This window comes from Mucilaginibacter sp. BGA-UO-ETr-C110 (assembly GCF_059567985.1).
Genome location: NZ_JCAQPB010000002.1, coordinates 3,136,341 through 3,149,803, shown reverse-complemented (window position 1 = coordinate 3,149,803; position 13,463 = coordinate 3,136,341). Strand labels below are relative to the sequence as shown.

9 protein-coding genes are annotated in these 13,463 nt (G+C 41.1%); all 9 read left to right on the top strand.

Features of this window, described 5'->3' with window-relative positions; all coding sequences use genetic code 11:
* Window positions 1–84: 84 nt before the first annotated feature.
* The 9 genes from AC57BQ_RS13855 (at window position 85) to AC57BQ_RS13815 (ending at window position 13,144) form a co-directional block, all read left to right on the top strand.
* The gene (locus AC57BQ_RS13855) at window positions 85–1,248 is read left to right on the top strand and encodes a FecR family protein (protein WP_496406841.1); all 1,164 of its coding nucleotides are present in this window, start codon (window positions 85–87) and stop codon (window positions 1,246–1,248) included.
* Window positions 1,249–1,534: 286 nt separating this feature from the next.
* Window positions 1,535–5,083: a SusC/RagA family TonB-linked outer membrane protein gene (locus AC57BQ_RS13850; RefSeq protein WP_496406840.1), complete on the top strand. Its 3,549-nt coding sequence runs from the start codon at window positions 1,535–1,537 to the stop codon at window positions 5,081–5,083.
* 69 nt (window positions 5,084–5,152) lie between these two features.
* Window positions 5,153–6,655 carry a RagB/SusD family nutrient uptake outer membrane protein gene (locus AC57BQ_RS13845; protein WP_496406839.1) on the top strand — a complete coding sequence of 501 codons (1,503 nt, stop codon included), beginning with the start codon at window positions 5,153–5,155 and terminating at the stop codon, window positions 6,653–6,655.
* A 35-nt stretch (window positions 6,656–6,690) separates the two neighbouring features.
* Window positions 6,691–8,232, top strand: coding sequence for a redoxin domain-containing protein (locus tag AC57BQ_RS13840; protein ID WP_496406838.1), 1,542 nt, complete (start codon window positions 6,691–6,693; stop codon window positions 8,230–8,232).
* Between the two features lie 100 nt (window positions 8,233–8,332).
* The gene (locus AC57BQ_RS13835) at window positions 8,333–8,782 is read left to right on the top strand and encodes a protein-disulfide reductase DsbD N-terminal domain-containing protein (protein WP_496406837.1); all 450 of its coding nucleotides are present in this window, start codon (window positions 8,333–8,335) and stop codon (window positions 8,780–8,782) included.
* Window positions 8,783–9,009: 227 nt separating this feature from the next.
* Window positions 9,010–9,417, top strand: coding sequence for a DoxX family protein (locus tag AC57BQ_RS13830; protein ID WP_496406836.1), 408 nt, complete (start codon window positions 9,010–9,012; stop codon window positions 9,415–9,417).
* Window positions 9,418–9,846: 429 nt separating this feature from the next.
* Window positions 9,847–11,136 (top strand): sugar MFS transporter, encoded by a 1,290-nt coding sequence (locus tag AC57BQ_RS13825; RefSeq protein WP_496406835.1) that lies wholly within the window; start codon window positions 9,847–9,849, stop codon window positions 11,134–11,136.
* Window positions 11,137–11,153: 17 nt separating this feature from the next.
* Window positions 11,154–12,350 (top strand): N-acetylglucosamine-6-phosphate deacetylase, encoded by a 1,197-nt coding sequence (nagA, locus tag AC57BQ_RS13820; RefSeq protein ID WP_496406834.1) that lies wholly within the window; start codon window positions 11,154–11,156, stop codon window positions 12,348–12,350.
* A gap of 32 nt (window positions 12,351–12,382) precedes the next feature.
* The gene (locus tag AC57BQ_RS13815) at window positions 12,383–13,144 is read left to right on the top strand and encodes a glucosamine-6-phosphate deaminase (protein ID WP_496406833.1); all 762 of its coding nucleotides are present in this window, start codon (window positions 12,383–12,385) and stop codon (window positions 13,142–13,144) included.
* Window positions 13,145–13,463 lie beyond the last annotated feature (319 nt).

Below are 13,463 nucleotides of genomic sequence, written 5' to 3'. Positions count from 1 at the left end.
GGTAATGATTTTTTAAACTTTTTTTTATATCCGGGCAGGTGTTATGCTGGTTTTGTGTGCCTTACTTATAACAGCGGATGCAGCATGGACAAAATATCGTTACAGGATTTAATTGAAAGCATAAACAAAGGCTCAGCAACAGCAGAAGAGCTGGGTTTATACAATGCTTATATGAACCGAATTGCCCCCGGCAGTGCCGATTGGGATCAGCTTGGACTGGATGATCAGGAACAAGTTCGGCTGGAGCTTTGGAACCGGGTACAGGTGGGGATGCAAAAAACTCAACCCCGCAGGTTTATTTTATGGTCGCGTATTGCTGGCATTGCCGCATTGGTTTTAATATGTCTTTCCATTACCGGATATTTTTTATTCAATACCAATAAACCTACTGGCAAGCACTCCCTTGCTCAGATCGATCAGGACATATCACCAGGAGGCAATAACGCTATTTTAACTTTATCCAACGGTCAGAAAATAGTTTTATCAGATGCGAAACGCGGCATCCTGGCTGCACAACGTAACATACAAATCAACAAAAATAGCGATGGCCAATTGAAGTATGAAGCGACAAAACACGGCCATATCGCTCACATTGTTTATGATACTTTAACGACGCCGGCCGGAGGAATTTATAACATAGAATTGGCTGACGGGAGTAAAATATGGTTAAACTCATCAACCTCTATCCGGTTTCCGGAAATGTTTGATTCACGGGAGAGAAAAATTGAACTGATCAGTGGGGAAGCTTATTTTGAAGTTATCCATAGCGCTTCTGCCCCATTCAGGGTAGTAACCCCGCATGGGATAATAGAGGATATTGGCACCCATTTTAATATTAACACTTATAGCGATGAGCCTGCAGAAAAGACTACTTTACTGGAGGGCAGTGTCAGTGTGAAAAGCAATAATCAAAAAGTTATCTTAAAGCCCGGTCAGCAGGCGCTTATTGATAATAACAGCAGCACTGCTTCAATTGGGGTCTCGGCGGTCGACCGGGAAGAGGCGATAGCCTGGAAAAACGGGTTGTTTCTCTTCAATAATGAGAACCTGGAAAGCATCATGCGTAAAGTTTCCAGGTGGTATAATGTTAAAATAGAATACCAGGATCCATCCGTAAAAAATGAGGTCTTTTTAGGCAGCTTGTCCAGGTTTAAAAATGCTTCGGAAGTGATGGATATGCTCGAACAAACCGGAAAAATTCATTTTGAAGTGAAAGGATCACTAATTGTAGTAAAGAAAAAACAATAATCCCTAATCATTTAAACCAGGAACATATGAGAGAACCCTAACTATCCATTGACAACTGGCCATTAGAAAAAAGAAATCAGGAGCGCTTGTAACACCCCTGATCCAAAATCTGATCGCGCCGGAAATTCTTGCGGAAACAACAATTTATTCACTAAAATCAGAGAATCAAATGTATGAAACTTTTACCCAATGTTTAAGTGGGCCTAATTACTATTGGCGAAAAATAACCAAAACCAATCCTTCGCACTCCATGGGGATTGACAGGTTATTCAAAAAACGGTTGATCATGAATTTAAAACTAACCAGTATTTTATTACTATTTATTATAACGCGGGTTAGTGCGACTGGTTTTGCCCAGGAGATCACCTTGAAAAGAAATAACATGTCTCTTGAACAATTATTTAAAGAGATCAAAAAGCAAACCGGTTATAATTTTTTGTTGTCGACGGATAACCTGGCGAACAAAGGTTTGATCAATGCAGATTTTAAAAATACCCCTTTAAAAGACGTACTGGATAATGTCCTGGAGAATAAATCCCTGACTTACACTATTGAAAAGAAAACGATCCTGATCTCAGCAAAAGAAAAATCGATTTTTGATAAGCTTATCGATTATTTCCGGCAAATCGACGTAAAGGGAAGGGTGGTGGATGATGCAGGCCAGGGTTTGGTTGGTGCGACTGTTAAACTTCAAATGGGGAACCAGGTAACGGTGACCAACATTAATGGCGAATTCTCTTTAAATAATGTTGATGAAAGGGATACCCTGATCATTAGCTTTTTGGGATACCGAATTCGGAAAATAGCGGTGCAGGCCAACCTGGGGAACATCGCCCTGGTAGTAGCAAACGAATCATTAAAAGAAGTAACGGTAAGCACCGGTTATCAAAGCCTTTTAAAAGAAAGGGCGCCTGGTTCCTTTGATCAGGTGGGGCAGGACGTATTATCAAAACGGCCGGTATCGAATCTGTCAACCGCTTTGCAGGGGATGGTAGCAGGTATGCAGGGTAAAGAAAATGCCGACGGGAGCGTCAGTTTCCTGATCCGGGGCAATACCTCCTTATATGCGGACCGGAATCCCCTGGTGGTTGTAGATGGCTTCCCGCTTGCTACCAGTGACTTTTCGACCATCAACCCGAATGATATTGAATCGGTTACCGTGCTGAAAGACGCTGCCGCGGCATCAATCTGGGGCGCCCGGTCAGCAAATGGAGTGGTAGTTATTGCAACCAAAAAAGCGAAGACGGGAACGGGGCTTACAATTGATGCCAATGTATTCACCAGGGTTTCGGCACTAACAGATCTTAATCAGTTACTGCCGACAGCCAGTTCCGCCGACCAGGTAAAATACGAGAAGCTGGCCTTTAACAATAATTGGTTATTCGGCGGGAATCAGTACACCGGTGCTTTTCCTACTGATTTAAGCAATTCATTGACCTTAGCCCAGGAATTGCTTTATGCCAATAAAAACGGCAAGATCAGTACTGCCGTGATGAATTCTGGTCTGGACAGTCTAAGTAGGATCAATAATCACCAACAGATCAGCGACCTGCTGCTCAGGCGCGCCGTGCTCAGCCAGTACAACGTGAGCTTTGCCGCGAGCACGGATCGGTCAAAATCATACGCTTCATTGATGTTTGAAGATAATAAAACGCGCTATCAGGGTTCTGGATACAATAAGTACGCCATGAATTTCAGCAATGAATACAAAATAGCTAAGTTTTTAACCTTCAACTTCGGACTTTACCTTCAATATAAAAAGCAGGAAACCAGCGGCGCTACGCTTGCTGAATTGCAGCAGCTGTCGCCTTATGAAACCTTGCAGGACCCTAACGGCAATTATTCTGTGAACCTGAACGGTAAAAACCGGGCGATACTATCCTCATTGCCCTTAAGCAGTTTTCCTTATTCAGACTGGAGTTATAATTTATTACGGGAAGTAAGAGGGCGGAATCTGACCAGCCAGGATTATAATGCCAGGATACAAACGGGCTTCAATATAAAGCTGGCACCCGGGTTAAGCTTTGATACCAAACTGCAGTATGAGCGCGGGAAAACAGATTATGATAATTATTATAGTGATGATACCTATTATGTACGTAATATGGTTAATACCAACCTGGAATACAATAATACCACCAAAGCAGTGGGCCGGGTATTTCTACCAAAGGGGGGCATTGACCAGGGCCAGGCACAGGTGGACCCTACTAACTCCACAGCGATGGTCAACGCGGTTAACACGGCAAGCTATGTATTCCGGAACCAGTTGAATTTTACCCGGGATTTCGGAACAAAACACAGTATTAACGCGATCGCGGGTATGGAGATATCTCAGTACCGCACGGATACAAGATCTAATCCATGGCTTTATGGATATTATCCGGATAAGCTGCAATCAACAGTGCCCATATATGGTTATGGCAGTTCGGTTGATCAGTTTAAAACGGTAACCGGGGCAACCGCCACCTTAAACGGAGGTGCAACAACATTGGGGTATAACCTCAACCGTTATGTGTCTTATTATGGCAATGCATCCTATACCTACGATCGTAAGTATACTGTATCAGGGAGTATCCGAAGTGACGCGTCAAACTTTATTACCAGTATCCCGTCATTAAGATGGGAGCCTTTATGGTCTGTTGGTGGTTTATGGAATATTAAAGAAGAGAGTTTTGCCAGTGATATCCGCTTTATTGACCGGTTGAATTTGAGAGTTACTTATGGCCGGAATGGTAATGTGGAAAGGAGTACTTCGACAAATACCCTTTTATCCGTATCCACTTCACCAAATGTAAATACCGGTACCATAACGGCAACCATCTCAGACAATGGTAACCCAACGCTTCGCTGGGAAAAAACAACCACCACCAACATAGGGGCAGATTTTATACTCTTTAAAGGTAAACTCTCGGGTAAAATTGATGTTTACAACAAAGTTGGAACGGATATAACAGGTGCAGTTGCACTGGCCGCAGCAACCGGGACAACCAGCCAGAAGTTTAATAATGCAGGTATTACCAATAAAGGTATAGAAGTTGAACTGGGCACAAATCTTAAAATACCAGGGGTCCCTGTATTTTATAATACCTCCATTAACTATGCCTATAACAAAAATAAGGTGACCAGCCTGTATAATCCTGCCATTTACGCCAGCAATATGCTGGATATACCAAATGCTTATGTCGAGGGCAAACCCGTTAATCCGGTATATTCCTTTACTTACCTGGGTACCATTAATGGTGTGCCGCAGGTAGCCGGCCCTAATGGCGTGCCCACGACCATGAACAGCGCGGCGCTTTACAATTCTGGTCAGGGCAAGCAGTTTTTAAATTATGAAGGCACCGCGACGCCGCCACATACGCTTGGTTGGTATAACAGTTTCAGGTACCGGGACGTCAGCTTTTCGGTGTTATTTATTGGCAAATTGGGTGGTGTTTATCGTGATAATACCTTTAATTACTCTTCTTCTTATGTTGGATCTGGTAAAACTGTTGCCAACAAATACGTAGCAGATGTATTTGCCGGGCGAACTGATATTCCACCTTTTCCCAATGCCAACGAAACCCAGGAATATTTATGGGACAGGTATGTACCTTATTTAAGCGGTTTGGTGGAAAGTTCCTCCTATATAGAATGCAAGGAAATGATGCTGGATTACAGTTTACCCAAATCATTGATAAGTAAGACCAAATTCCGGAATATTAAAATTTTTGCCCAGGTAAGGGATTTAGGAATAGTTTGGGCGGCCAATAAGCATGGCTATGATCCGGATTGGCTCCCTGGAACGGATCGCCCGATGACTACTTATACGTTTGGTGTAAACCTCAATTTTTAAAAACATCAGCGTTTAAAAACAGCATTTAACATCAATAAGCTAACCGGATTCAAAATATTCAATATAAAAATGATGAAAAAATTAAAAATATATATGCTGATGCTGGCGTTTATCCCGCTGTCATCCTGTAAAAAATACCTGGAAAAAGAGCCCAAGGTACAAACGGATATCCAAACTGCTGATCAATTGGAAGCTTTGCTCAATAATGCCTCGGGTACCAGTTCACTAAGCAGTAGTAACTTTCCCTGTGACGGGACTAATTCTACAGCGGCTTATTCAACCGATGATACAGAGATCACAACAGATCTATATAAAAATAATCCTACTGCATTTACCGTCGATCTGCTTAATTATTACATTTTTGACATTAACCAGGTTATCGGCGCAACGTCGGATGCCCTTTGGAATGGGGAGTACAAAAAGATATTTACGATCAATGTGATCCTGGAAAACGTGGATAAGGTAACCGGCGATCAGGCTCAAAAAAACAGGATCAAAGCCGATGCTTATTTTATCAGGGCATATTGTTACTGGAACCTGGTAAACTACTACTGCCAGCCATATGCCGCAGGCAATATGCAAAGCAAAGGTTTACCTTTAAAAAAAACCACCAGTTACACCGAATCCCTGAAAAGAGCCACTTTGCAGGAAACCTACGATTTTATTCTTGCTGATTTATCACAGGCCCAAAACCTGGTGGCATCCGCTGATGTGCAGGCATCTTTGAGGTGGCGCATCAGTAAACGCGCGATTGATGCTTTTTTAAGCCGTTATTACTTGTTTACAGGCGATTATGACAAAAGTTTGCAAAATGCCAACAGCGCTTTAACATCTGCCGTGGCCAAACTGGTTGATTATAAAACCATTGGTGCCGGCATTCCGGAATCGTATGCCAACCCCGCGGCTACGCTAAATTACTCAATTCTAAACAACCGGAATATCGTTCAGATTTTAAACTGGGATGAGTTCTTTTATACGCGTGTCACTTATACCTCCAGGCAGTGGTTTCTTCCAAGTTCCAACCTGCTTTCTCTGTACGATACTACCAATGATCTTCGATATCAACTTTTTATGATCCCGAATGGCGGAAGGCGCTTTGGTGTTGTTACTCCAGCTACATTCCGTTATACCTTTTTTTATGATGGCTGTTTTCTGCCTACCGGGCCAACCGTTGCAGAAGTATTATTAAATAAAGCAGAAGCCTCTGCCCGTAAAGGCGATGTAGCTACCGCGATGGAGGCGGTGAACCTACTCCGGGCAAAACGTTTAAAAACATACGTGGCCCTAACTTCAACGGATAAAGCTGATGCCTTGACCCAAATTTTACAGGAACGCAGAAGAGAGCTTCCGTTTTCATTCCGTTGGTGGGATATCCGCCGTTTCAGCGTAAATGATGATGCCTCTGACGATGTGGTAGTAACCCGCAATTTTTTTAAAGTAGGGGTGGGTACTGTAGATGTGAATACACCGCAAACCTATACATTACCAGTAAAAAGCAACAGGTACATGGTGCCTATTAACGGTGTGGAAATAAATGCCAGCCAGGGACAAATTGAACAGAATACTTATTAAGGATCTTATTGTTGAACATTATAAACTAAAACAAAATGTCAATTAAACTAAAAATTTTCAGAGCTGTATTGATCGGAGCATTGATCAGCACTCAGACAACTCAAATTTTTGCGCAACGGACTAAGCCGGTTATTGTAACCGATAAAGCCGAACTGGACAAATTAAAACTGGCAGTAGAAGCCAGTCCCGATAGCCTGAGCAAACACGCAGCTTATATCAATGCTGTAGGATTGGAAAATCCTGAGCTGGTAAAGCAGTATGATGTATGGATGAAAAAATTTCCAAAATCTGCCGTAGTTCCATATGCGCTTAGTAAAGCCTATTTAGATATAGAGAGTCCTAAAGCAAAACCATATTTATTAAAAACGGTAGCTATTGATCCTAAGTATGGTGAAGCCTGGAGTGGTTTATCAACAGATGCCGAACGCTGGGGCGACTTTAAAGCAGGTAGGGAATACTTGGCTAAGGCTGCCACGGCTGATCCATCTAACGCCAATTATGCATTTTATTATGCGGCATCGTTTAGCGCAATTGACCAGGGCAAATACAGGGAGTTGAGTCTGGCCGTTGCTAAAAAATTCCCTGACAGCGAGCGTGGCGCGCAGGCACTGTATTGGCTTGGTGTAAGGTCAACCAATGATCAGGATAAGCTCAAATATTTAGAAATGCTGCGTAGCAACTATTCGCCGGCAAAATTTAACTGGTCAGCATCGGGTATGAGTGCTTATCTTTCTGTTTTGTTAAAAACCGATCCAGAAAAGGCCGTGGCTTTTGCTGCTGATATGGAAAAGAACGCGAAGGATGAGAAGGAAGCAAAAAACTGGACTGGCTTGGGTACACAAGCTCAATACATTGCAGCTGCAAAAAAGCTAATGGAGCAAAATAAAGCGGATGAAGCCCTAATCACGCTTAGTAAAGTAAAACTTTCTAAGTATGACAGCTTTAACAAAAATCTGGTATTGCTCAAAGCTCAGGCAACTGATAAAACCGGAAATACTAAAGCAGCTTATGACAGTTTGATGAATGCGTTTGTTAAAGCGCCAACAACCATGTTTCAAAAAGCGCTATATACCTATGGAACAAAACTAGGTAAGAATGTCAGTCAGGTAAAGGATGATATTTTAAAGAACCTGGATGTTAAAGCCGTGCCAGCCACATCATTTACGCTAAAAAAATATTTTGGAGAAGGGAGTACCTCGCTGTCTGATTATAAAGGGAAAGTTATTTTGCTGACTTATTGGTTTCCTGGTTGTGGGCCATGCCGCGGTGAGTTTCCGCATTTTGAAGATGTGGTGAAACAATATAAGAACAAACCATTGGAATATGTTGGCATCAATATAGTTTCTGACCAAAATGACTATGTTATTCCATTTATGAAAACAAGTGGTTATAGCTTTACCCCGTTGGAAGATGTTAAAGGCAGGGTAAAGGGTAATCTGGATAATAGAAATGCGGCCCCCATGAATTTCATTATCGATCAAAACGGGCGCCTTATCTTTTCAAACTTCCGGATAGGTGAAGATAACGAGGATGATCTGAAACTTATGATAGATCTGTTGCTTGGAAGCCAGGCCTAATTAACGAGATGAGGTAACGCTATCATTAATAATAGCATTACCTCATTTCTATTACAACAAAATATTAAAAACAGGAGATGCTGTGGAATTAAAAAATAAAATGAAGAAGCTACTGGTCATTGGAATATTATTACTGATTACAACCTATGTTAAAGCGCAGATCGAAAATCCCGTGCACTGGAGTTATGCAGCGAAAAAAATAAGTAAAACCGAAGCTGTATTGTTTCTTAAAGCTACTATAGATGATGGCTGGCATATTTATTCGCAAAAAAAAGTGGATAATGGCGGCCCTGTAAGAACCAGTTTTGTGTTTACTCCTTCGATAAATTATGTACTTATAGGCGCAACCATCGAACCGGAGCCAATAACCCGTTTTGAGGAATCATTTAGCATGAATGTGAGTTTCTTTGAACATTCAGTGATCTTTCAGCAAAAGATCAGGCTTAAACCTGCCGCAGCTACGATAAAGGGGACGCTGAGTTTTATGGTTTGTAATGATGAAAAATGTTTACCACCAGATAACCTGCGCTTTAGTATACAAGTCAGATAATCGGGAATTATATCTGACTGCCAAATCAAGGGAATGACTAGAATTTAAGGGTACTCTGAACTGTGAAAAACATGTTGTAATTAAATATCTTGTCGCTAACATGACGCCGCTGTTAAGGAGGGTGTAATCTGGAGCGCCTTTTTTTGCTGTTTACCCAACGGTACTCAAACCGCTGTTTTGTCAGACCGTTAAAATAGATGGAATGGTATTTGTAAACAATAGTTGCAATGCAGAAGAAGATAAAAGAAGAAAATGTAAAGGGAATTGGAAGGATGCTGTTAGGCATAAGTTTGGTATTTGCAGGGATCGGTCATCTTACCTTTGCAAGGAAAGACTTTCAGGCGCAGGTGCCAGATTGGGTTCCTCTAAAAAAAGACGATACTGTTCTTTATTCGGGAATAGTTGAAATAGCCTTAGGGAGTGCGCTGGTGTTTACCCCTGAAAAATATAAAAGGACCATAGGAAAGATAACTGCTGCTTTTTTCGTTGCTGTTTTCCCGGGCAATATTTCTCAATTCATTTATAAGAGAAGTGCGTTCGGCTTAAATTCTGATAATAAAAGGTTTGTACGCCTATTGTTACAGCCAGCACTTGTTTATTGGGCAGCAAAGAGTACCGGTAATATTGAGTATTAATCATATTGCTTATTGAACAGGAAATATCTAATTTAACAGTACAGGATATTAAATCTTTTTTCCTCTCTTTTGAGGGCGGTTCATCGCGCTGAGAAACGGAGAGAAAAGAGAACCTATGTTTTGACTTGGAATTGATCTGGAATTTACTTTAATTAGCATTGAGTTTTCCACATCACCTCCTGTGAAAACCACACTAAAAACAGGTTGAAATTTTTGTTCCTGATTTGTTACTCAAAATCCACAACTACTTAATTACCAGTATATAAGTACTTTCTGTATCGGTAAATAAATAACTTTATAAATAGTCGACCGCGCTACTGTTACGACGGGCGTAGCTGAAAATTAGTTCGAAAAAAATTGACAGATGGATATAATTAATATATCTTCGTGTACGTACACGAAGATATATTAATTAGAACTGCTTATTTTATGAAAGGCCCGGCATCTAAAAACATCATACCCTTGCTGATCATTTGTGTTGTGTTTTTTGTGTTTGGCTTTGCAACATGGATCAATGCCATACTCATCCCATATTTCAAAATTGCCTGCCAGCTTACAAATTTTCAGTCGTATCTGGTCACATTTGCGTTCTATATTTCTTACCTCGTAATTTCAGTTCCATCTTCGTATCTGCTAAAGAAGATCGGGTTCAAAAATGGTATGATGGTTGGATTTTGGATTATGGCTATAGGGGCATTCATTTTTATTCCTGCAGCTATGATCAGGTCATATTATCTGTTTCTTACAGGTCTTTTTATTATCGGCATTGGATTGGCCATATTGCAAACCGCCGCTAACCCTTACGTTACCATATTGGGAGCAAAAGATCGGGCAGCCCAAAGAATCAGTATGATGGGGATCTGTAATAAAACGGCAGGCATAATTGCGCCATTACTATTGGCTGCTGTAATCATCAAACCAGGTGATAGTCAATTATTCAAAGATATTCAATTGATGGATGAGGTTCATAAAAAACTGGCATTGGATATACTCATTAAGCGTGTTATACCGCCTTACGCTTTTGTGGGCAGTATACTCGCTTTGCTTGGCCTATTGACCAGGTATTCACCGCTGCCCGAAATTGATAAAGTGGGGGATAATGAAGAGCTCCCGGACGAATTTGGCAAAACAAAGATCTACCATTTTCCTCACCTGGTACTTGGTGCAGTAGCGATCTTTTTTCATGTTGGCTCGCAGGTTATTGCCATAGATACTATCATACCGTACGCGCAAAGCATGGGAATGCCATTAGCAGAGGCTAAGGTATTTCCTTCTTACACGCTATTTGCAACCATATGCGGTTACCTGATGGGGATCTGCTTAATTCCATGGGCGATATCTCAAAAAAACGCACTTCGTGTTTGTACGGTACTTGGATCTGTTTTCTCGATCTTTGTGGTTACCAGCTGGGGGCAGGTTGATCTCCTTGGCCATCATTCTGCTATATCTTTATGGTTTATTGTGCTTTTAGGCTTTGCAAATTCCATGATCTGGGCGGGCATCTGGCCGTTGGCGCTCAATAACCTGGGCAAATACTTAAAAATTGGTGCTTCATTGTTAATTATGGGATTGTGTGGTAATGCGATCCTGCCGCTTTTTTACGGTTATTTTGCAGATCGTTTTAATTTACAACAAGCCTACCTGGTATTATTACCTTGTTATTGCTACCTGGTTTTTTACGCGTTTTATGGCCATAGGATTATGAAATGGACTTTTTAATATAAATAACTCAAAAAATGAATTCTTCAAGTTTGAAAATCATTAATGCAAAAATTATAACACCCCGCCGGATTTTTAAAAACGGAAGCTTATTGGTTAATCATGGCAAGATAACCGCTATTGCTGAAAATAATATAGATACGGAAAGCGATACGGTGATTGACGCTGCCGGCAAATACCTTTCTCCCGGGTTTATTGATATTCATGTACACGGCGGTGGCGGTCACGACTTTATGGATAATACGGTTACTGCTTATTTAGAGATTGCCAAATTACACGCAAGCCACGGAACAACATCATTTACGCCAACCACGCTAAGCTGCGAACCGGAGGCATTGTTTAAAACATTGAGCTTGTATGAAGAGTCGGAAAAATTAAACGTTTTGGGAGCAAGCTATTTAGGTATGCATATTGAGGGGCCGTACTTTGCAATGGATCAGCGCGGTGCTCAAGACCCCAGGTTTATACGATTGCCTGACCCTGATGAATATAAAGAGGTCTTACAACGATCATCCATTGTAAAGCGATGGAGCGCCGCCCCCGAATTAAAAGGTGCTCTGGAGTTTGGCAGATACCTTAGATCAAAGGGAATATTACCATCTATTGCGCATACCGATGCCATATATGAAGAGGCTTTAGAAGCTTATGAGAATGGTTACACCCATATTACGCACTTCTACTCTTGTATGTCGGGCGTATCCAGGCGTAATGCTTTCAGGTATGCTGGTGTTATAGAGGCTGGTTACCTGCTGGATAACATGACCGTGGAGATAATTGCTGATGGGGTACACTTGCCCCCGGCTTTGCTCAAGTTGGTTTATAAGATCAAAGGCCCTGATAAAATAGCCCTGATAACCGACGCGATGAGGGCCGCCGGCATGCCGCCAGGAGAAAGTATTCTTGGTGATCTCAAAAATGGCTTGAAAGTGATTGTAGAAGATAATGTAGCGAAATTACCTGACAGAAGCGCATTTGCCGGAAGTGTAGCCACAACTATCCAATTGGTAAAAAACATGGTCAGACTTGCCGATGTGCCTTTGATTGATGCCATAACTATGATGACCGCTACGCCTGCTAAAATAATGGGGGCAAATGACCGAAAAGGATCTATTGAGCTTGGAAAAGATGCCGACCTGGTGCTCTTTGATGAGCAGATCAACCTCTGTAAAACCATTATTGGAGGCAAAGTAGTTTATACCAGCAATATAAAATAGATATTAAACCTATCCTGAAATAAGCAATACAAATGCAGCAAATTATAAAAAAAGAAAAACTCGAAGTGCTGGTTTTTGAAAACAGGACATCCCTTGGCGAAACAGCGGCCAAAATGGTAAGCAAAAAGATTAAACAATTACTGATTGATAAGCCGGTTATCAACATAGTTTTTGCTGCCGCTCCTTCACAAAATGAATTTTTAAATGCTTTGGCCAGCGATAAAAGTATTGAATGGGTGAAAATAAATGCGTTTCATATGGATGAATACGTAGGCTTGCCAACGGGTGCTCCGGAGTTGTTTAGCAGTTTTCTTAAGGAAAAGCTTTTTGATCGCGTTCCTTTCGCATCGGTAAATTATATTAATGGAGATTTACTTCATGTTAAAACCGAATGCGAGCGATATTCTCGTTTGCTGGTCAATAACCCAACTGATATTGTGTGCATGGGAATAGGGGAGAATACCCACATCGCTTTTAATGATCCACATGTGGCAAATTTTAATGATCCGGAATTGGTAAAAATAGTTCAACTTGATCTGGCCTGCAGGCAACAGCAAGTTAATGACGGTTGCTTTGATACTCTGGCTCACGTGCCAGAATACGCAGTGACGTTGACTATACCTGCTTTAATGAAAGGAACTTACTTGTTTTGCATGGTTCCGGGAGTTAATAAAGCGACAGCAATACAATATACGCTAATGCAGCCCGTATCTGAAATTTTTCCTTCAACGATATTGAAAACACATGATAATGCTATCCTCTTTGTTGATAACGATAGTTACAGCCTGCTTTAAATAATCCTCTGCCATAGCCGTAGATTATAAGGATTTGTTGATTAAACCAAAAAAGAGAAGGTATACCTTCTCTTTTTTGGTTTAATCAGGTTTATCAATATTTCCCTTGGTATTTTAAAAATTCATAACCATCCAGGGTACTTGAAAGGCACTAAATCTATCCATTGCCAATCCAGGACGGACATCTCAAAATATTGTAAAAAAAAGCAAAAAAGAAATTTTGATAATTAACATAAGTGTATATATTTGTTTTAACGTGTACGTTAACGATATTAATGTGTACGTTAACGATATGCTATTTTTTCTGATTAAGCAGGAT